Here is a 21021-nt window from a genome sequence, read left to right on the forward strand (position 1 = left end):
GCAATCAATGCCTTGTCTAAATCGTTTTTAACTCCAATTGAAACTCGCACTTCGAAGTGGAGCGGGTATATATTTCATTTACGGATGTGAGCGCAGTTTTAATAATGAATTATCAGCATCGTAAATGAATACTCGTTGATAAGCTGGCATTAAATAGCTAACCGCTGTTGCACCTGAAACAATTTCTGACCAAAGTTCAACCTGACTGCCATTGTACTTACTGTAAGTCACACCTAAGGTTGGATCAAAGCGATAGAAGTAACTATTGTTGCTAGTGTCTGTGGTGACATTAAATGTTTGTACATTAGCGTTACCTTGCAGTAAACCATTGTCGGTATAGGTATTACCGTCAAAACTTGCCCATTCACTACTAGTATTTGCGGTATAGGTAGTATTGCCGTTATTACTTAACGCCACTCCAGATAAGCTGGTAAAAGCCGAATTAATGTATGCTACACCTGTTGTCGCTGAAATCATTTCGCTTGCATAGGCATTATAGCTCAAGGCGTAGCGTTCAAGCGATGTGGTTGTTTGTTTATAAACCATTATCGTATCGGTACTATTTGCCTGTGCAATCGTTGATGCAAAATAAGCGTTTTCTTGATCCCAATATTGACGCGCTAAATTTAAGTCCGCATATTCCAAGGTTTGTGTGATAACGACTGGAGCGCCTGCAACCATTTTGATCATAATAGGGCGATATTCAATGGTGATGTTTTCGCTGTCAATTTGAGTAAATTGATAATTGTTTAAATCAAACTGGTAGTGATTAACACGCGTTTGTTCAACTTCGTTCTCATCTAGGTAGGTTTCACTATTCGAGGCTAATAACATTGAACCGTCAGGGTGAATAACCAAATTAGTCAAATCAACATCAACCAATGGTGAGGTTGTATTGTTTATCAATGCCCCTGAAATTACATGATAAGTATGCAATTCGTCGCCATTTGCAATGTAAACATAAGGGCGGGTAGGATCTAATACTATACCTGAATTATTAATGCTTATATCGCTGATATCAACATCACCACCATCCGTTGCTCCCTTGTTCAAGGTAACCGTTATTGTGCTTGGCAGGGCAATATCAGCCACCGTTGGTGACAAGTTAATAGTGGCGGTATGAACACCGTCAGTGGCAATATTAGCAGGTACTGCCGTAATGCTTAGTGTATTGTTGGCATTATTTGCTGTTAGCGATAACCAATTTGCATCTGTAGATGCTTGCCATGCCACTGCATTTTCACTATTGGTTAGTACATCAACGGTATGTGTTAATGTTGCTTGTGTCGCCAAACTGTTAAATGCTAGCGATGGGTAGTTACTGGTTAATCTAATGGCATCAACAGCAAGTTCAACTGTAATTACTTTAGTGGTACCGCTTGCAGGGTCATATATCGAAATTGATGCAGTCATTAAACCCCAGCCAGTAATTAAACTGCGGTCAATATTAATAAGTAAGCTATCACCTTCTTCATCACTTTGTTGAGACAAGATCAACCATGGCGCATTTGCTGTCGCTTGCCAGCCTGTTCCAATATTCGATAGTGTAAGCTCTTGTTGAGCAATGCTACTATCACCTAAGTTGGTGGTGAAGTTAATGTTATCAACAGAGCTAGTAAATTGACTTAAGTTAATTATCGCAACACTTTCATTGCTTGCTGCTGGCAATACAGCACGACTATCACCATTGGCAATCAACATGCTCGACGGTTGAGTGGTACCTAACGAAATACTATTTGCGATACTTTGCTGTTCATTATAAATATCAACCTTAAAGCCAACACCTGATTCAAACCTAGTATAATGTGGGCGATCATTTGCTGTTTTCGTTAGCGCTAAATTAGTAATGGCTTCATCAGCGTTGAGTACGCCATTATCGGTAAATGTTGTGCCGTCAAAGCTAATCCATTCACTGGTTGGGCTAATTGCGTATATATTTTCTTCATTAGCTGAGACAAAAAAGTCAGTAATTTGGTCATTTTCGCCTAACAACTCTGGGCGATAGCTATGAGTAACTTCGGTTGTAATTGGGTTTCGACCAAAATCATTTATTTTAGCTGTTAAGCGTTTTATCGACATTAATTCATCAGCAGTACTAACATCTAAAGCGAAGATGTTTTGCTGATTATCAGCAACATTAAATGCTCGAGCAAAAAATGCATTTGCACTATCAAAACCAACACGCATCAGGTTTTCATCGGCAAACTCTAAAATTGCTGTGGCAACAAAGTAACGACCGTCAATTCGAACAAATTTTACCGGTTCATTAGTAATATCAACATTCTCTAGCTGGGCAATGCTCATATCACTCAAGTTAATTTTATATCTATGGGTTGTCGTTTCACTGGTATTTTCATCAATAACCGTTGTTTCATCTGCTTTCGCCAGCAGAACGCTGCCATTTGGATGAATGATTAACTGCTCTAGAATCGTTTCTTCTGGTGATACAACTGTAGTAGACAATAATTCGTTGCTATATAGGTGGTAGCTACGTAATTCGTTGCCTGTTGCAACATAATATTGAGGCAATAATGGATTAATAACGACACCGTTAGCATTAGTGGTAACTTCTAAACTATTATTTTCTGTATTCGCGTCACTCTTATAAAGGCTAACTTCAATGGTATTAGCGACTGCTGTGGTTTGCTCATTACCACTTACGATTATGGTTGCCATTGTTGCGGCATTATTGCCTAAGGCGCTAGGGTCTGCTTCTATGGTTAATTGGTTGTTATCATTGTCGGCGGTTAGTGTTAACCAATTTGCTGTAGTGCTTGCCTGCCACCCCCACGCTAAAACACTATTTGAATTAACATTTAAAACTGTTTTTACATTGTTTATATTGCCAGTTTGCGCAAGTGCGACCGTCGCTTTGTTAGTAAATAAATGTACGTTATCTAGGCTTAACTCTACCGGGTAGCTAGTTGTGCCTAATGGACTGGTGATATCAATTGTTGCTTCACTCAGCCCTGCTGCCGTTAACGTGCTAAGGTCAGGTGTTGCTGTTATTGTGGTTACACCGTCAGTAAAAGACTTTTCAAGTGTCAGCCAAGGAGCAGATGTTGCAATTGTTAGATTGTCAGCACTAGAGCTTAACTCTATAGTTTTAGCTGCAATGTTGGCGGTGCCAAAAGTATCGTCAAAAGTCAGTGCCTGCCATACTAATAAAGAAACATTAATGTCTTTATGGGCAAAGTTCGTGGTGGCTGGGTCGCCTGTAGTTAATCTTAATTTCGTGCCATAAAGATTGGCAATTAATCGATTGGCATTGGCAACATCAATATGAATGGTTGCAGAGGTCGCGGTTAGATTTTCAATGCGATAATTGAGCCAAGCTACTGGCGCAGAATCTGGCGCAAAACCAAGTAGAAGACCATTTCCGTCAAAAGTTACATTTACCGCTATTGTATTGGTTTCTTCTTGCAAAAACTCGTTGGTAAATGCGACAGCAGCAATGTCACTGTTGATAGAGAATGTAGGTGTATTGTCACTCGAGCCCCCACATGCTTGTAAAAATAGTGAGCTAAATAACATTACCAATGCTAAACGCATATTTTTGTATTGTCCCTTCATACAGGTCCCTGTTTTTTATTAATAGCTATGACTTAGCTTTTATTATTCTGTTAGCTAAGTTTATTTTGCGCGATTATTAACATAATGTAAAAACTTATCATCATTAATACAATGTTTTTACTTGTTGTTTTACCTTGCTAGTAATAGCGCTATTGTTTATCGCGCTATTAAAGGTAAAATATTTGCCAATAAAAATTGTTAGAAAAAGTCCTTTTGAATAAAGCTATTTTACATACAGCCATTGATTTGCTGTCGCGCAGGGAACATTCCCGTAAGGAACTTCAGCAAAAGCTTTGTCTTCGCGATTATGATCCTGATGAAATCCCCTCGGTGCTAGATTTTCTTATTGAAGAAAACTACTTGAGTGAAGAAAGATTCGCTGACAGTGTTTTTAGAAGCCGTGTGAACAAAGGATATGGCTGGCGATATATTAAAAATGAGCTATCGCAAAAAGGTGTTAGCGGTGAAATTGTGCAAAAAATGCTAAGAAACCAGCAAATAGATTGGTATCTTCAAGCAGAGCTTGCGTATAATAAGCGTTTTGGTGCGTCCCTAATAAAAGATCAAAAAGATAAAGCAAAAAGAATGCGCTTTATGCAACAGCGTGGTTTCTCCATTGATGAGATCATGACAATATTAAACGCGTAAACAGATTTAATTTTTCGAAGAGTTGGAAATTCACATGATTGAAACTAGTGCCCAATTGCGTCAGGCATTTTTAGATTTTTTTGCTTCTAAGCAGCACCAAATTGTTGCTAGTAGTTCGTTAGTTCCTGGTAATGATGCAACTTTGCTATTTACTAATGCAGGTATGGTACCTTTTAAAGATGTTTTTCTAGGTGGTGATGTGCGTAGTTATACCCGTGCTACGTCTTCACAACGCTGTGTTCGAGCAGGCGGTAAGCATAACGATTTAGAAAATGTAGGTTATACAGCTCGCCATCATACGTTCTTCGAAATGCTCGGTAATTTTAGTTTTGGTGACTATTTTAAAAAAGACGCCATTCACTTTGCTTGGGAGTTCTTAACCTCTACGCTGGCGTTACCAAAAGAAAAGTTATTAGTTACAGTTTATGAAACTGATGATGAAGCCTATAATTTTTGGTTAAACGACATTGGTGTACCAGCAGAAAAAATTATCCGTATTGGTGATAAATCTCCAGAGAAAAAATACGAATCTGATAACTTTTGGTCAATGGGGGATACTGGTCCATGTGGTCCATGTTCTGAAATATTTTATGATCACGGTGAAGAAATTTTTGGTGGTCCTCCTGGCTCACCTGATGAAGATGGCGATCGCTTTATCGAAATTTGGAACTTAGTTTTCATGCAGTACAACCGTCATGCCGACGGTACTATGGAAGCATTACCTAAGCCTTCTGTTGATACAGGTATGGGTTTAGAGCGTATAGCGGCAATAATGCAAGGCGTACATAGCAACTATGAAATTGATATTTTCCAAGGGCTAATTAGTGACACTGCAGCATTATTAGCATGTAATGACCTAGAGCATAAGTCATTACGCGTTATTGCTGACCATATTCGTTCATGTAGCTTTTTAATCACTGACGGCGTTATGCCATCAAACGAAGGTCGAGGTTATGTACTTCGCCGTATTATTCGTCGTGCTATTCGCCATGGCCATAAACTTGAAGCTAAATCTTTCTTCTTCCACAAATTAGTTGCATCACTAGCAAAACAAATGGGCGATGCTTACCCAGAGTTGGTTCAGCAACAAGCGGTTATTGAAAAAATATTACGCATTGAAGAAGAGCAGTTTGGTCGTACTCTTGATCGTGGTATGGCGTTGCTCGAAGATATTTTATCTGAGCTTAAAGGCGATACGATTGCCGGTGATGATGTTTTTAAACTTTATGACACTTATGGCTTTCCGGCAGATTTAACTGCTGATATCGCTCGTGAACGTCAATTACGTATTGACCATAAAGGCTTTGATGCTGCAATGGCTCAGCAACGCGAGCGCGCACAAAAAGCTAGCCAATTTGGTACTGACTATAATGACACTATTAAGTCTGATCATCGTACTGAATTTAAGGGTTATACCCGCAGCGAAATGTCATCAACGGTTATTGAGCTTTTCAATAGCGAATCATCAGTAGCAGAATTAACAGCCGGTGAATCGGGTATTGTGGTGCTTGATAAAACGCCATTTTACGCTGAATCAGGTGGACAAGTTGGTGATGCTGGTATATTGCATATTGATGATGGTGTTTTTGAAGTTACTGATACATTCAAACTAGGTCATGCTTTTGCTCATAAAGGTATTGCACGTCATAACATAGGTTTGAATCGCCGTGTTAAAGCTGAAATAAACACCGAACGCCGTGCTGCTATTGTTAAGAACCATACAGCAACACATATTTTACACGCCAGTTTACGTAAAGTTCTTGGTGAACATGTTACGCAAAAAGGTTCATTGTGTGATGCTGAAAAGCTACGTTTTGATTTTTCTCATTTTGAAGGCGTTACGCGTGAAGAGTTGAATAAAGTAGAGCGTATGGTAAATGAGCAAATTCGCAGTAATTTAGCTCGTGAAACCGACTTAATGCAAATTGATGAGGCAAAAGCGAAAGGCGCTATGGCGTTGTTTGGCGAAAAATATGACGACGAAGTACGCGTTGTAACACTAGGTGATTTTTCTACAGAGCTTTGTGGTGGTGTACATGTTGAGCGTACCGGCGATATCGGCTTATTTAAGATAGTATCTGAAGCTGGCATTGCAGCTGGTGTACGTCGTATTGAAGCGGTAACTGGTGAAACAGCATTAAACTACTTTGAAGCACAAGAGCACACCTTAAATAATATCGCTTCATTAGTGAAGGCTGATACGGCAAATGTTTCAAGTAAGGTTGAGCAAGTTATTGCACGTAATAAGCAACTCGAAAAAGAAATTGCTCAATACAAGCAACAGCTCGCTAGCCAAGCTGGCTCAGATTTAATTAGTCAGGCAAATGAAATTAACGGTGTTAAAGCGTTAATTGCGAATCTAGATGGCGTTGAAGCTAAGTCATTACGCGGTATGGTTGATGACCTTAAGAATAAAATGGGCTCCGGTGTTATTTTATTGGCTACGGCGAATGGCGCTAAGGTGAGTTTAATTGCTGGTGTAACCAAAGATCTGATTGGTCAAGTTAAATCAGGCGAGCTTGTTAATGTAGCTGCACAAGAAGTTGGTGGTAAAGGTGGCGGTCGTCCAGATATGGCACAGGCCGGCGGTAGTCAGCCTGATAACATAGAAGCGGCTTTAGCTGCTGCACAAAGCTGGTTAACTGAAAAGCTTAGTTAAACCTAGTTTAAATAAAAATATTAATTAAAGGGGCATTTAGCCCCTTTTTTATTGTTTCTTATTTATTATCTATATTGCGATAAGAATATGTAACGACAATACATTAACTTTGAAAAGTGTATTGTGGTTAAGAGGAACTTACAAAGCATGGCTTTTAGCTCAAAATAAGCAAGGTTTGTTAATGGTGTGTAAATTTAAGTGCAACTATTAATAAATCTTAATAAAAAGTTATTATAAATTACAAAAAATTACCAATATGATGTTTATTGTTTCATCAAGGTTGTTAAAATAACCACTCTAGAATGCAAAGACAGTTTACTTGGGCTTTTTCCACTTTTCTGTTTGCGATTAAAATTGCAGCGTTGTCTTAGGAATATTCAATGTTTAATAAGTATTTTAGATACTTATTGTGATCTTTAGTGCACTTTTGCAAAAATTAGACTAAATTTAATTTGTTACTAGCTTATAAATATTTAGTGGATCTCGTTTTTAAACATAAAGGAAATTAGGATGTTAATATTAACTCGTCGAGTTGGTGAAACGTTGATGATCGGAGACGACGTCACTGTGACAGTATTAGGAGTAAAGGGTAACCAAGTACGTATTGGTGTAAATGCTCCGAAGGAAGTGTCAGTTCATCGTGAAGAAATCTATATGAGAATACAATCAGAAAAAGGAGAGGGTGAAACCTCAGGGAACAAATTCTAATTTTTCTCTCATGTTAAAAGCCGACATCAGTCGGCTTTTTTGATCGTCAAATATAATTTATTTCAGCGCTATGACGATATTTTCTATCTTTAATGTTTGAAAAACGAGCGTGTTGTTTGAATTCTCGACAAACAGTTAAAAAAGCTAAATAAAAGCTTAAAAAAAGTTTGACTTATTTTTTTAATCCCTTATTATTCGCACCCATTGGAGAGGTGGCCGAGTGGCCGAAGGCGCTCCCCTGCTAAGGGAGTATCTGGTTTATCCCGGATCGAGGGTTCGAATCCCTCCCTCTCCGCCATTCTTTTAGATTGGCATCGTTTGAACAACGATATTGAAATTGTTCATTGCGGATGAGAATATTCATTAGGTTGTTTACCTAATTTGTTTGTTACTTTATTCGTAATCTCTTGAACTAGAGATATAAAAAAGTAAGTTTATTGCGGACGCGTAGCTCAGCTGGATAGAGTACCTGGCTACGAACCAGGCGGTCGCAGGTTCGACTCCTGCCGCGTCCGCCACTTTTCTTTAAGTGGCTAAATAACAAAGAATAGCTAATATTAAAGCTAGTAAAAATAAATATATGGTCTTAGTACCTATCTTGAATCAAGATATAAAATAACGATTGACCGCGGACGCGTAGCTCAGCTGGATAGAGTACCTGGCTACGAACCAGGCGGTCGCAGGTTCGACTCCTGCCGCGTCCGCCACCTTAAGAAACCAGTCTTGTGACTGGTTTTTTTTCGTTTTAATAAAGGTATAAGCTTTATTAAATCTATCTCTTAAACTAGAGATATAAAAAAGTAAGTTTTATGTGAACACGTAGTTTTAGTTGGATAGGTTATCTAATGCTGTTGGCTACGAGCGCTTGAAAGTGAAGTTCACTATCTCTTAAGTTAGAGATGTAAAAAAGTAAGTTTATTGCAAACAAGTAGTTTCAGTTGGATAGGTTATCTAATGCTGCTGGCTACGAAGCTTTTTAAAGTGAGGTTCGTTATCTCTTAAACTAGAGATATAAAAAAGTAAGTTTATTGCGGACGCGTAGCTCAGCTGGATAGAGTACCTGGCTACGAACCAGGCGGTCGCAGGTTCGACTCCTGCCGCGTCCGCCACTTTTCTTTGAGTGGTTAAAAAATAAAGAATAGCTAATATTAACGCTAGTTAAAAAATAAATATATGGTCTTAGTGCCTATCTTGAATCAAGATATAAAATAACGATTGACTACGAACGTGTATCGCAGCGGGATAGCTTATTCAATGCTGCTGTCTACGAGGCTTTTTTACAGTGAAGTTCGTTATCTCTTGAGCTAGGGATATAAAATACTTAGTTTATTGCGGACGCGTAGCTCAGCTGGATAGAGTACCTGGCTACGAACCAGGCGGTCGCAGGTTCGACTCCTGCCGCGTCCGCCACCTTAAGAAACCAGTCTTTTGACTGGTTTTTTTTCGTCTGAAATTTAACGTCGAACTTCTTTCTCTACATAAACTGCTCAATGCTATTGTTCCAATCTTCAATATCTCCAGTACTGTGTATTGCAGTGTTGAGCTTTGTTAATTGATTAGCTATTTACTTTTTACAATGTCATTATCTTGATGATTAATTACTCAGTTTGTTGCTCTTAATTGGTTAAGCTAAATTTGCGCTGTTTTATTCTTATACAGCTTTTGTTGACTAATTGGTTAGTCTATAAAATATTGGATATTGTATATTATTGATGGTTTTTTAGTTGTGATACCCGTTATTCATGAGGTTGATATTGTATACAATGTTGTTGATATACCATTTTGTATAAAATAATAGTGAAATATTATTAAATTTAGCTGTTTTTTTATACAATTCTGGCTTGACATTATTTTTTTTAACAAATTTGTAAAAATGTGTTTGCATTTTACATATTGGAGTGATTATTCTAATTATATAAAAATTGCTTGAGAGAATAAAAATGGAAAACCTTCAAGAGTTATTTGTTGAAGCAGGCACGTTGATGCTAGCGGGAATGATATTTGTTTTTGCTTTTTTAGGACTGCTAATAGTTTTTATCAACATTGTTTTAGTTAAGTTGGCAAAAAAATACCCAGATGCCATTGTCGAGAAAAAATCTCCAAGTAAAAAGAATAATAGAAAACAAGATGATAGCGGTGTTTCACCTGCTGTTGTGGCAGCAATTTCTTCTGCTGTTACGCAATATCGTCAACAACACTCTGCACAGAAATAGGATAGAACCATGACCAAGCCATTAGGAATAACGGAAGTCGTATTACGTGACGGCCATCAATCACTGCTTGCTACGCGTTTACGTTTAGAAGATATGTTACCGATTGCGTCAAAGCTAGATGATATTGGCTATTGGTCTATCGAGTCGTGGGGTGGAGCCACGTTTGATTCTTGCATTCGTTATTTAGGTGAAGATCCGTGGGAACGTATTCGTGCACTTAAAAAAGCCATGCCAAAAACTAAACAACAGATGCTATTTCGTGGCCAAAATATATTAGGCTACCGTCATTATGCGGATGATGTAGTCGAAAAATTTGTTGAACGTGCACATATTAATGGTATCGATGTATTTAGGATCTTCGATGCCATGAATGATGTACGTAATCTACAAACGGCCATTAAGTCTGCGGTTAAAGTAGGCGCACATGCGCAAGGTACATTAAGTTATACCGAAAGCCCGGTACATAACCTTGAAGGTTGGTTAACCATGGCCAAGCAACTTGAGGATATGGGAGCCCATTCTTTATGTATTAAAGATATGGCTGGATTATTAAAGCCTTACGATGCAGCAGAATTAGTTAGCCGACTAAAAGAAACGGTGGCGTTACCTATTGCAATGCACTGTCATGCAACAACTGGCTTAAGTGTGGCAACACACATGAAAGCAATCGATGCTGATATTGATGTTATTGATACCTCTATTTCGTCGATGAGTATGACATACGGTCATTCGCCGACAGAAACTATAGTGTCAATTGTCGAAGGAACGCAGCGTGATACTGGCTTAGATATGGTTAAACTGGCAGAAGTTGCAGCATACTTTAGAGAAGTTCGTGAAAAATATGCTCAATTTGAAGGTAGTTTAAAAGGAATAGATGCCCGTATTTTACTAGCACAAGTTCCTGGTGGCATGTTAACTAATATGGAAAGCCAACTAAAAGAGCAAGGTGCTGCTGACAAGCTAGATGACGTATTGTTAGAAATTCCAAAAGTTCGAAAAGATCTTGGTTATATTCCTTTGGTAACACCAACGTCACAAATTGTTGGTACACAAGCAGTGCTAAATGTTCTAACAGGTGAGCGATATAAATCAATTACCAAAGAGACTGCTGGTGTTCTCAAAGGTGAGTATGGCACTACGGCTGATGAAGTTAATGCTGAATTGCAAGCGAAGGTGCTTGACGGTAAAGAAGCTATAACTTGTCGCCCAGCTGATTTATTAGATCCTGAAATGGATAAATTGTCTGTCGAACTACAACAGCTAGCCAATGAGAAAAATATCAGTTTGGCAGAAAACACCATTGATGATGTTTTAACGTACGCGTTGTTTCCACAAATTGGCCTAAAATTTTTAGAAAATCGTAATAATCCTGATGCTTTTGAACCAGCACCTGGTTCTGAACCGGTAAGTAAACCGCCAGTATCTGCTGCTCCACAAAATACGGCAACTGAAAACTATGCAGTCAGCGTTGACGGTAAAGTTTTTGATGTTGTTGTTGCTCCGGGCGGTGCTATTGAGTCAGTAAATGCACCAGCAAATACTGCAGCGCCAGTAACTAATTCATCGAACGATGAGCCACTAAATGCGCCTTTGGCTGGGAATATTTTTAAAGTTCTAGTCAATGAAGGTGATGAAGTTACTGAAGGTGATGTTGTTATCATCATGGAAGCGATGAAAATGGAAACGGAGATCCGCGCTAGTAAAACTGGCGAAGTGTCTGCTATTCATGCCAGAGAAGGTGACTCTGTCGCTGTTGGCGATATCTTGTTAAGTTTGTCATAGGATAAACCATGGAATCTTTAAATGTATTATGGATGTCTACTGGTCTTGCAAACTTTGAACTAGGCCAAGTCATCATGATGTTAGTAGGTTGCGGCTTACTATATCTTGCCATTGCTAGAAATTTCGAACCATTACTATTGGTACCTATGGGCTTTGGCGCCATATTAACTAACATCCCTGTTGCTGGTTTTTCGGAAGTCGGTGGATTGCTGCATTATATTTATTATGCAGGTATTGATACCGGTATTTTCCCATTACTGATTTTTATGGGTGTTGGCGCAATGACGGATTTTGGTGCTCTTATTGCTAATCCAAAAACCTTATTGCTTGGTGCTGCGGCACAGTTTGGTATTTTTGCGACTTTATTTGGCGCTATTGCCTTAAACTTTGTTGGCTTAGACTTTTCGATGAAAGATGCCTCTGCTATTGCCATCATTGGTGGTGCAGACGGCCCAACAGCGATTTTCTTAGCCTCTAAACTTGCACCTGACTTACTCGGCGCGATTGCGGTTGCCGCTTATTCTTATATGGCTTTAGTACCGATTATTCAGCCGCCTATCATGCGAGCGTTAACGACTGAAGATGAACGTAAAATTGAAATGGCGCAGCTACGACACGTTACTAAAGTGGAGAAAATAATTTTCCCACTGGGTGTGTTATTAATGACAATATTCTTTTTGCCTGCTGCAACGCCTCTAGTTGGTATGTTTTGTTTAGGTAACTTGATGCGTGAATGTGGTGTGGTTGATCGCTTAAGCTCTACGGCGCAAAACGAGCTAATTAATATCGTTACTATTTTCCTTGGTTTAGGCGTTGGTTCTAAATTGAGTGCCGAACAATTCTTAAATGCGAAAACCTTAGGCATTCTAGCGCTAGGAGCGGTTGCATTTTCGATTGGTACAGCAACAGGGGTATTAATGGCTAAGTTGATGAATAAACTTTCTAAGGAGAAGGTTAACCCATTAATTGGCGCAGCTGGTGTTTCGGCGGTGCCTATGGCTGCACGTGTTGCCAATAAAGTTGGCTTGGAAGCAAACCCACATAATTTCTTATTAATGCACGCCATGGGGCCAAATGTTGCAGGTGTTTTAGGCTCAGCAGTAGCGGCAGGTATTCTACTGGCACTTGTTGGGTAGGTTAATATATTAAAATCAAAAAAGGGAAGCGCTTGCTTCCCTTTTTTATGTACTTATTTTACCGTTTACTATGGCTGTAATTTAAAGTTATCCCAACCGTTAGTGGTTTTCTCAAAGCAAACTCTGTCATGTAAGCGGCTAGCTCTACCTTGCCAAAACTCTAAATAGTGTGGTTTTACTCGCCAACCACCCCAAAATTCTGGCAGTGGTACATCTTGGCCAGCGAATTTTTTGGTGTAATAAGCAACGTTTTCCGCTAACTCGGTTTCTGTTTGGGTTTTACTACTTTGCCGTGAAGCCCAAGCGCCAATTTGGCTGCCGCGATCTCTACTATGAAAATACTTGGCTGATTGCTCAGCACTAACTTTCTCGACACAACCTTCGATACGAATTTGACGTTGCAAAACGTTCCAATGAAACAACAAAGCCACTTTATCGTTGTTATTAAGCTCGCCACTTTTACGGCTGGCATAGTTGGTATAAAAAACAAACCCTTCGGAGTCGAATTCTTTTAATAGCACCATACGAGAACTTGGCTGGCCGTTATCGCCGACACTACTTACCGAAACCGCTTCTGGTAGTAAAATGCCTGATTTATTAGCATCATCAAACCAAAGTTTAAATAGGCTATGGGGATCAGCATTTGGGTCAATGTTGGGTAAGGGCAATGCAACCCCTTGTCCGAAAGTAAAGAGGCAGCGTAGTTTTTCAAATAGAGTCATATTTTGGTTAAATGAGCTTAATTGATTGTTTTGCCAATGATATCAGTTTTACGACAAAAACAAATCGTTGAGCGTAAAATCTCTAGATATATTAGCTATATCGAATATCTGTATCGTGTAGTTGTACAGCAAACTTTTAGGGGGTTAAATATCCCAATCGTCAGAGTCATCTAATAACTCTTTAAGGCGCTTTTTCTCTAAAAGGTCATCTATTCGTTTTCGAACTTCAGTATTATGTACTGCCTTTTCTCCTTTTGGCAGGTCTTTGTCATAATTCTCTTGTTCAACGGGTGGGGTTATATCATTTACTAATTCGTCGTTCATTTTTAATACCTACGGCGTTTACAGCATGTGCTGCAATTACAATAAATAGTGGCGTACGCTGCCAATAATGCATCAACTTTTTTATTTGCGATATCTTAAATAGCATTAACTCATAATCATATTGAATAATGCTAATCATCATAATTTGAACATAGGCAACTCGCGCAGAATTTTCAACTAAATATTTTTTCAATTCAATAAAATTTTATCTTGAGCGTACTGGATGATTATTTCCTAAGCTGATTTTCATCTATTCGCGTATTTAGCTTTCACTAACCCTCTGATAGACTTATTAACGAATTCATAAAAGGTTGTTTAGGTTAATGTCAAACGAAGGTTTTTCCCATTGGTATAGTCAGTTACAACAATACGCTGTGCGTTCTCGATTACGCAGTCTTATTGTTTTAGTGGGTGAAGATGATTGGTTAAATCAAAGGCTGGCATTAATACAAGAGTCAATGCTCGCACGGGAAAAATCCTTAAAAACGGCAATAAAGGGCCTTAATTTTCAAACGCAATTTACAACATTAAAACGTGAATATATTACTTCGGTGGATAGTAAAAATTACTTGCAATATTTAGGAACTGAGCAAGCGTTAGTTGTTTTTCCTTTGGTGCTAAATACAACCGACGACTACAGCTTTGATGTTGATGCTTTTGCCGCACTTTCTGGCAGTGTTGTTGCCGGTGGCGTTATGGTGATTACGGTGTTAAAAAGTGGCGAGAATGATCCGAAAGTATCACCATCAGATTTATTTTTACAACGATTCTGGCAGTTATTGCAGGAGCGTCATGCTTATATTGTTCAGCAACAAGAGCCTAAATTGCCGCTATTACCTGAATCAATAGCTACACAAAATTCATCTTTAAATATGCCAGAAAACTTGCCTTATGGCTGCGTTAGCAATGAACAAGCATCAGCTGTTGACGCTATGCTAAAAGTGATGGTTGGGCGTCGAAATCGACCTTTAGTGCTGACAGCCGACCGAGGGCGTGGAAAGTCATCAGCGATGGCGCTTGCCGCTTGTCAATTGTTAATCAATGCTAAGCAAAAGCTGAAAGTAATTATTACAGCGGCTAGTCGCCAAGCCGTTAATATTTTCTTTTTTCACGTTAAACAAACTTTACCTAGTGCAAATGTAACAGCTAATCATGTTAAGCATGAAAATGGCGAAATTATCTTTTTACCTATTGATTTAATATTGAAAGAACAGCCATCAGCAAATTTAGTGATGGTAGATGAAGCGGCTGCATTGCCGGTTTACTTGTTAGAACAATTATTAGGTCATTATCATCGGCTGATTTTTGCCTCTACGGTTCATGGCTATGAGGGTGCCGGGCGTGGTTTTAGTCTTAAATTTCGCGCTACTTTGGCTAAAGTTATGCCGCAATGGCGTAAGTTACATATCAATGAGCCTATTCGCTGGGCGTCAAATGATCCTCTTGAAGCCTTTGTATTTTCAAGCTGTTTACTTAATGCCGAATTGCCTTCGTATCTTGAAAATGCTAGTAGACTGTTAGCCGCTACTGATGTGGTGAAAGTTTCTGCGCGTGAGTTACTGTTAAACGAAACGCTCCTTCAGCAGGTATTTGCGGTGTTAGTTACTGCGCATTATCAAACGTCACCAAGTGATGTACAGTTGCTGCTGAATAACCCTGCTGTTTCATTATTTGTTCTAAAACATGAAGATGATATTTTAGCGGTTGCTTTGCTGTTGAAAGAAGGTCAGGTTGATAATACGCTTGTTGACTTAGTACGAAATGGTAAGCGCAGGTTGCGTGATCAGTTTCTTCCACAGTCATTACTTACCCATTGTGGGGTTAACGATAGCTTCACTTATAGCTATCAGCGAGTAATGCGTATTGCTGTGCACCCAGAATTTCAAAACAATGGTTTAGGACAGCATTTCCTAAACCATATTGAACAAAAGCTTAGTCATGAAAATGTTGATTTTATCGGTTCAAGTTTTGCGGGTAATGCTAGCTTAATCAGTTTTTGGCAGCAATCTGGTTTTTCGTTAGCCCGTATTGGTTTTAGTAAAGACAAAGCAAGTGGTGAGCATTCATGCTTGTTACTCAAACCATTAACGAAAAGAGCTAAACAAAAACAACATCAAATTATTCGAAGTTTTTATCAACAGTTTGATTATTGGCTAACTGATGAGTTCAAACAGCTTCCCGCGCAAATGATTTGGCAAGTTTTACACAATAATATTTGTACTAAAAATATAATATTAGCGGCAGAGCACAAACAGGCTGTGGATGATTTTATTTCTGGGCGACGACAATACAGCAGCTGTGTTTATGGTTTACATCAGTGGCTGATAATGCATTGCCTTGAAGAGTATAGTACGGATATTTTGCCACTTATTGCTCGTATTTTGCAAAAGCATAGTATTGAAGATGTTTGTCAAAACTTTTCATTTTCAGGTAAAAAAGCACTTAACCAGCATCTTATTAATACCATTGCTAAATACCAAAATTAAAATTTTTACTAATTGCTGAAAACGCTAAGCAATTTGGTAACGCCATAGCCAATAATTTTTCATTTTATAGTAACTGCAATGTTGATCTGCTAGCTGGTCAAAATCATCATGCTGTATTATTGCGTTCACACCGAGACATATTTTCGCTAATAGTTGCTTATCGGATGAATGACTATAGTTACTAATAAAGTTTTCAAGCCACGCTTCTAAATAGCTAATCTCGGCTACTGGTAATTCCGTTGTCATAGTGTTTATTCCTCGAAGGGTAAGTTAGTACTGACATTTAATAAAGACTGCCATAGCGTTTTACGGGCGTTATTATCTAGGCAGCGACAGTCGTTGCCAGCAAGTGCACCAGAAGTGATTAGCTGCGCTAATAAGGCGGTCGGAATTTCAACACGTGATGTGCTATTACAACCTTCATTTACTTGTCTAATACCCATTATTATCTCCTCGTATCGCTCAACTATTTTTACGATAGATGAATTTCTTAATTAATGCAAATGATAATTATTATCATTTATAAAATATTGTCAATACAGTATTAATCTTGTTTCTTAGTCGCTAAAATGAAATTTAGCAGTTTACGAGGTGCGCAATGCAAGAAGTTATTCGAGTAGAAAATCTCACCAAAAGTTATAAAGATGTTATTGCCGTTGATAACATTAACTTTTCAATTAACAAGGGCGTTTGCTTTGGTTTACTTGGACCTAATGGCGCTGGCAAAACTACTACCATTGAAATCATGGAAGGTATTATTAAGGCAACTCAAGGGCAAGTTTTTTATAACGATAAGCCCGTTGACGAGTCAATGTCTCAGCAAATTGGCATTCAGTTTCAACATACCGCCTTACAAGATTTTTTAACGGTTAAAGAAACCTTAGATCTATTTACCTCGTTCTACGAAAATACTGTGCCGCATCAAGAATTAATTGAACTATGTGATTTAAGTGAGTTTTTAGACCGTGATAATCGTTTGCTTTCAGGTGGTCAGCGGCAACGATTATTGTTGGCACTAGCCTTGATTAATGACCCTGATATTGTTTTTCTTGATGAACCCACAACAGGCCTAGATCCACAAGCGCGACGAAACTTCTGGCAACTTATCAAGAACATTAAAGCGCGTAATAAAACGGTAGTGCTAACTACACATTATATGGATGAAGCGCAGCAGTTGTGCGACGACGTGCTAATAATGGATCATGGTAACGTTATTGAGCGTGGTACCCCAAGGCAGTTATTAGCCAAACACTTTAAAGAAGTATTTATTTACTTACCTGCTGAACAAGTGCCAGAAGAACTTTGTCAGCAATCAAATTGGCAAGTACATGAGCAACAGGTAGAAATTACTACCACTGATGTTGAGGCAACAATTGCGCTGTTATTGGCAAAAAATGTTTCACTAGCAGGTTTGCACGTTAAGTCGCCTAACTTAGATGATTTATTTTTAAAACTTACTGGCCATTCTTTGAGGGAATAAAATGATAAATATCTCACGTTTCTTTGCGGTTGTTAAAGCGCGTAATATTGAATTTTTTCGTGATCGCTCATCACTTGGCTGGAATTTATTTTTTCCTGTCTTGTTGTTGGTAGGCTTATCATTTGTGTTTTCAGGAGAAGGACGAGCCGTTTACAAAGTTGGAGTGATTAATTTAGCACAAAGTCAATCAAGCTTTTTAGATACTAAATTTATAGGTTTTATTGATTATCAGGATAACGCAAAAGCGAAAGTGAAGTTAGAGCAACACAGTATTGATCTATTGGTTGATTTTAATGCCCAGCAATACTGGGTTAATCAAGGTGCTCCTAATAGCTATTTAGTTGAAAAGATATTTTTAAATGATCACAATAATTTTCAACGCATTGAAACACAAGGCCGAAAAATACGCTATGTAGATTGGGTTTTACCCGGAATTCTTGGCATGAATATGATGTTTAGCTGCTTATTTGGTGTTGGCTACGTTATTGTACGTTATCGTAAAAATGCCGTTTTGAAACGTTTGAAAGCAACACCATTGTCAGCCTTAGAGTTTGTTTCTGCTCAGTTAGTATCACGTTTGTTTATTGTGATGTTTATGTCATTTGTGGTTTATGTCGGCTGTAATTTATTTTTTGATTTTTACATGCTTGGTAGTTATTTTGATTTGTTAATTATTGCTATATTAGGAGCGTTTAGTTTAATTACGCTAGGTTTATTGGTGGCTAGTCGTAGCAAAAGTGAAGAACTCATTGGCGGGTTATTAAATTTAAGCTCATGGCCTATGATGCTGTTATCTGGAGTTTGGTTCAGCTTAGAAGGTGCGCCTAATGCTGTAAAAGTATTTGCCGATTTTTTACCATTAACACATCTAGTTGCTGGCGCTCGCAAAATTATAACCGAAGGTGCAACCTTGGCTGATATCAGTTACCACGTGACTATATTGGCAATTATGAGTGCATTATTTTTAATGTTGGGTGCGTACTTGTTTAGTTGGAACACCGAGCGTTAGTGCAGTAATGGGTGTTCAATTGACTTTATATCTGCTTGAGGCGAATCTGCCATAGTAAAAATTAATTCGTTATTTGAATGAATTTTACTCATGGTTGTATTTGAATCAAGCAAGTTTTTTGGAATCTTTAGTAGCGGAATTGACTGCTGTTGAATGACGTCAAAAAATGTAATTATATGGTGCTTATTGTCTCTTTGTCTGTAGTAAACACCTTGCTCGGTATACTCCCATGAATAGGTGACTTTAAACTGTTTACCACTGATTTTTAGTAATGGTTGATTACTACTGTAGGGGCCAGCTAGTTCTTTTTGCCAAAGACCTTTCTCTTCTTGAGTATAAAGGAGTGTTGTCGGAGAGATCATAACCCCATATCTACTGCCGCTATTTGTGATGCGTGTGCTCTTACCTGTCTTAATATCAATTTTGTGTAGATCAACGTATTCACTTTCATAAACAGCAGATATTATTGCGTCGTCATGCCAACTCCACGTAGGTCTATTATGAATCTGATGCTGGCTTGGCACAATCGATAAGGTACTGTTAGAAAGATCATAAATATAGATTTTGTCGGCTTTGTCATTTTTTACTGGAGCTAGAAAAGCAATCTTCTCGCCATTATTTGACCAACGAGGGTAACGAATAGTTTGCTTTAAAAAGGTCAGCTGTTTTCTATTTTGTCCATCAACATCACTAAGCCAGAGTTCATAAAATCCAGATTCATTTGAAACATAGGCAATTTTATTGCGCTTTGAAGAGTATTGAGGATAATGATGACTAAATTTTGATTGTAATATTGGGTAAGGCGTTGTAGCTATATCGTTATTTAATGATAGGCTAGCTAAATGATAATTTTCTGTTCGTTGCTGGTAAAATAACTCGCCACTTTGCTTTGCAAATGCTGGGTAACTAAATCCATCTAACTGTAAATTAAGTATTTCTTTTGACATTAGCTCTATCATGTAGCCACGTCGAATATCTGCTCTTTGGGCGCCATAAACTAATTTTTTGCCATTTGGGTGCCAGGTTAAACCAACTATATCTTCTTCATCAAATGTTAATTGTTCTGCTTCTAGAGTTTCGAGGTTAACTAGAAAAATATTTTCATTGAAACGATTCACACGACGGGTAACGGCGATATTTTTTCCGTCGGGGGCGAAGCTAAAATCTCTGTCTTTATACCCACAGTTTGTACTGCAAGAAAATCGCACAGGTTGACTACTGTCATCCGTTAAATCGATAAAGTATATGCCACTGTGGTCCGCAGGTGCTTGATAACCATGAAATGCTAAAGTTCTATCGTCGGGGGAAATATCTAAATAATAATAACCGCCATTTGAAGGACAGTTAGTAATTATTTTTTCTTGATGAGTTTCAACTTTTAATTGTACAAATTGACATATTTTATTTCGGCGATCTTTACGAGAAAAGTAAAGAAACTCACCATCATTGCTCCAAACTGAGTGGCCGACATAGGCTGACCCATACGTTAGTTGTTGAGGCGGTAATTGTGGATTATTTCGATCCTTTAAAAACAAATTCCCATTAGTTTGTTCGTTTAACCATTTAAATACCACTTTTTTGCCATCAGGAGAAGGAGCCGTAAACAATTCGACGCCCGGGTACTTGGTAATTTGCTTAATCGTACTTGCTTTAATAGACGTTTGTTCAGTTTCCATAGTAAAAAATGCTATTAAAATTACGCCCATAAGTGCTATTAAAATATAGTATTTAAATTTTTGCTGCGGTTTACTTATTAACACTTGTTCTTCATACGGATTGGTATAAGTGGGTGTTATCAATAACCTATAACCTACCTTTCTAATTGTTTCAATAACCTCACTCTCACCATTAGCCCCTTTTAAGTTTTGGCGCAAATGCCAAATAGCATTGGTTAGTGCTTTTTCTCCGACATACTCATTACCTTGCCAAATATCATTGATCAATTCCTCACGGGAAATAACTCGTGGAGCGTGTTTTGCAAGGTAGCAAAGTACTTCAATGAATTTAGTTTGAATCGATTGCTTTTCTTCGCCGTCAAACTGAATTGAATGTTCAAAAGGGTACACTTGGCAATTGCCAATTTTAAATGGAGTATTTACCTTCATTTATATTTTCATTTTTCCATAGTTAAATAGTTGCAAAAGAAGGAGTAAACAGTTTAACAATTAATTTAGCTCGAACAATAATTAATTTAAATAAACAAAAAATACTCAGATATTAGGGAAAAGTTAGTGCATGAAAAATACCTATTCCTTATTTTTGGTATTAAATTTTTTAAATA

General features: G+C 38.2%; 15 protein-coding genes and 5 tRNA genes. 14 read left to right on the forward strand and 6 right to left on the reverse strand.

What is annotated here, in order from left to right:
* Positions 1-78: 78 nt before the first annotated feature.
* Positions 79-3573 (reverse strand): hypothetical protein, encoded by a 3495-nt coding sequence (locus tag AC27E9_RS05410; RefSeq protein ID WP_487127988.1) that lies wholly within the window; start codon positions 3571-3573, stop codon positions 79-81.
* A 213-nt stretch (positions 3574-3786) separates the two neighbouring features.
* Here AC27E9_RS05410 and AC27E9_RS05415 point away from each other — a divergent pair, with 213 nt between their 5' ends.
* From AC27E9_RS05415 to AC27E9_RS05465, 11 genes are all read left to right on the forward strand, one after another.
* Positions 3787-4221, forward strand: a complete 435-nt coding sequence (locus AC27E9_RS05415) for a regulatory protein RecX (protein ID WP_487127989.1) — start codon at positions 3787-3789, stop codon at positions 4219-4221.
* 34 nt (positions 4222-4255) lie between these two features.
* Positions 4256-6880 carry an alanine--tRNA ligase gene (alaS, locus tag AC27E9_RS05420; RefSeq protein WP_487127991.1) on the forward strand — a complete coding sequence of 875 codons (2625 nt, stop codon included), beginning with the start codon at positions 4256-4258 and terminating at the stop codon, positions 6878-6880.
* 510 nt (positions 6881-7390) lie between these two features.
* On the forward strand, positions 7391-7588 hold the full coding sequence (gene csrA / locus AC27E9_RS05425; RefSeq protein ID WP_487127992.1) for a carbon storage regulator CsrA: 198 nt from the start codon (positions 7391-7393) through the stop codon (positions 7586-7588).
* A gap of 206 nt (positions 7589-7794) precedes the next feature.
* A tRNA-Ser gene (locus AC27E9_RS05430) sits at positions 7795-7886 on the forward strand.
* 143 nt (positions 7887-8029) lie between these two features.
* Positions 8030-8106, forward strand: a tRNA-Arg gene (locus tag AC27E9_RS05435).
* Between the two features lie 112 nt (positions 8107-8218).
* Positions 8219-8295, forward strand: a tRNA-Arg gene (locus AC27E9_RS05440).
* Positions 8296-8620: 325 nt separating this feature from the next.
* A tRNA-Arg gene (locus AC27E9_RS05445) sits at positions 8621-8697 on the forward strand.
* 224 nt (positions 8698-8921) lie between these two features.
* Positions 8922-8998 (forward strand) — tRNA-Arg (locus AC27E9_RS05450).
* Between the two features lie 530 nt (positions 8999-9528).
* Entirely contained in the window at positions 9529-9801 is a 273-nt protein-coding gene (locus AC27E9_RS05455) for an OadG family transporter subunit (RefSeq protein ID WP_487127994.1), read from the forward strand.
* 9 nt (positions 9802-9810) lie between these two features.
* The gene (gene oadA / locus AC27E9_RS05460) at positions 9811-11583 is read left to right on the forward strand and encodes a sodium-extruding oxaloacetate decarboxylase subunit alpha (protein WP_487127995.1); all 1773 of its coding nucleotides are present in this window, start codon (positions 9811-9813) and stop codon (positions 11581-11583) included.
* Between the two features lie 8 nt (positions 11584-11591).
* A complete protein-coding gene (locus AC27E9_RS05465) occupies positions 11592-12719 on the forward strand; it encodes a sodium ion-translocating decarboxylase subunit beta (RefSeq protein ID WP_487127997.1) in 1128 nt (375 codons plus the stop codon).
* A gap of 68 nt (positions 12720-12787) precedes the next feature.
* On the opposite strand, the gene pdxH is transcribed toward AC27E9_RS05465, so the two are convergent.
* On the reverse strand, positions 12788-13441 hold the full coding sequence (pdxH, locus tag AC27E9_RS05470) for a pyridoxamine 5'-phosphate oxidase (RefSeq protein ID WP_487127999.1): 654 nt from the start codon (positions 13439-13441) through the stop codon (positions 12788-12790).
* A gap of 144 nt (positions 13442-13585) precedes the next feature.
* Positions 13586-13765: a PA3496 family putative envelope integrity protein gene (locus tag AC27E9_RS05475; protein WP_487128001.1), complete on the reverse strand. Its 180-nt coding sequence runs from the start codon at positions 13763-13765 to the stop codon at positions 13586-13588.
* A gap of 323 nt (positions 13766-14088) precedes the next feature.
* Between AC27E9_RS05475 and AC27E9_RS05480 the strand changes: the two genes are divergently transcribed.
* On the forward strand, positions 14089-16251 hold the full coding sequence (locus AC27E9_RS05480; protein ID WP_487128003.1) for a tRNA(Met) cytidine acetyltransferase TmcA: 2163 nt from the start codon (positions 14089-14091) through the stop codon (positions 16249-16251).
* A 24-nt stretch (positions 16252-16275) separates the two neighbouring features.
* Here the strand turns inward: AC27E9_RS05480 and AC27E9_RS05485 are convergent, their stop codons facing one another.
* Entirely contained in the window at positions 16276-16497 is a 222-nt protein-coding gene (locus tag AC27E9_RS05485) for a hypothetical protein (RefSeq protein ID WP_487128005.1), read from the reverse strand.
* A 5-nt stretch (positions 16498-16502) separates the two neighbouring features.
* Positions 16503-16694, reverse strand: a complete 192-nt coding sequence (locus tag AC27E9_RS05490) for a hypothetical protein (protein WP_487128007.1) — start codon at positions 16692-16694, stop codon at positions 16503-16505.
* Positions 16695-16849: 155 nt separating this feature from the next.
* Between AC27E9_RS05490 and AC27E9_RS05495 the strand changes: the two genes are divergently transcribed.
* Positions 16850-17731: an ABC transporter ATP-binding protein gene (locus AC27E9_RS05495; RefSeq protein ID WP_487128009.1), complete on the forward strand. Its 882-nt coding sequence runs from the start codon at positions 16850-16852 to the stop codon at positions 17729-17731.
* Between the two features lies 1 nt (position 17732).
* Positions 17733-18740 (forward strand): ABC transporter permease, encoded by a 1008-nt coding sequence (locus AC27E9_RS05500; protein WP_487128011.1) that lies wholly within the window; start codon positions 17733-17735, stop codon positions 18738-18740.
* Here the strand turns inward: AC27E9_RS05500 and AC27E9_RS05505 are convergent.
* Positions 18737-20845 carry a winged helix-turn-helix domain-containing protein gene (locus AC27E9_RS05505; protein WP_487128013.1) on the reverse strand — a complete coding sequence of 703 codons (2109 nt, stop codon included), beginning with the start codon at positions 20843-20845 and terminating at the stop codon, positions 18737-18739. The two genes, AC27E9_RS05500 and AC27E9_RS05505, sit on opposite strands and share 4 nt — an antisense overlap.
* Positions 20846-21021: the final 176 nt, after the last annotated feature.

The organism is Colwellia meonggei, from assembly GCF_057537295.1.

What these genes read in the sequence shown, in the direction of transcription:
- AC27E9_RS05410 (WP_487127988.1), bottom strand. Translation starts at nt 3,573, where the DNA reads ATGAAGGGACAATACAAAAATATGCGTTTAGCATTGGTAATGTTATTT.
- alaS (WP_487127991.1), top strand. Translation starts at nt 4,256, where the DNA reads ATGATTGAAACTAGTGCCCAATTGCGTCAGGCATTTTTAGATTTTTTT.
- csrA (WP_487127992.1), top strand. Translation starts at nt 7,391, where the DNA reads ATGTTAATATTAACTCGTCGAGTTGGTGAAACGTTGATGATCGGAGAC.
- AC27E9_RS05455 (WP_487127994.1), top strand. Translation starts at nt 9,529, where the DNA reads ATGGAAAACCTTCAAGAGTTATTTGTTGAAGCAGGCACGTTGATGCTA.
- oadA (WP_487127995.1), top strand. Translation starts at nt 9,811, where the DNA reads ATGACCAAGCCATTAGGAATAACGGAAGTCGTATTACGTGACGGCCAT.
- AC27E9_RS05465 (WP_487127997.1), top strand. Translation starts at nt 11,592, where the DNA reads ATGGAATCTTTAAATGTATTATGGATGTCTACTGGTCTTGCAAACTTT.
- pdxH (WP_487127999.1), bottom strand. Translation starts at nt 13,441, where the DNA reads ATGACTCTATTTGAAAAACTACGCTGCCTCTTTACTTTCGGACAAGGG.
- AC27E9_RS05475 (WP_487128001.1), bottom strand. Translation starts at nt 13,765, where the DNA reads ATGAACGACGAATTAGTAAATGATATAACCCCACCCGTTGAACAAGAG.
- AC27E9_RS05480 (WP_487128003.1), top strand. Translation starts at nt 14,089, where the DNA reads ATGTCAAACGAAGGTTTTTCCCATTGGTATAGTCAGTTACAACAATAC.
- AC27E9_RS05485 (WP_487128005.1), bottom strand. Translation starts at nt 16,497, where the DNA reads ATGACAACGGAATTACCAGTAGCCGAGATTAGCTATTTAGAAGCGTGG.
- AC27E9_RS05490 (WP_487128007.1), bottom strand. Translation starts at nt 16,694, where the DNA reads ATGGGTATTAGACAAGTAAATGAAGGTTGTAATAGCACATCACGTGTT.
- AC27E9_RS05495 (WP_487128009.1), top strand. Translation starts at nt 16,850, where the DNA reads ATGCAAGAAGTTATTCGAGTAGAAAATCTCACCAAAAGTTATAAAGAT.
- AC27E9_RS05500 (WP_487128011.1), top strand. Translation starts at nt 17,733, where the DNA reads ATGATAAATATCTCACGTTTCTTTGCGGTTGTTAAAGCGCGTAATATT.
- AC27E9_RS05505 (WP_487128013.1), bottom strand. Translation starts at nt 20,845, where the DNA reads ATGAAGGTAAATACTCCATTTAAAATTGGCAATTGCCAAGTGTACCCT.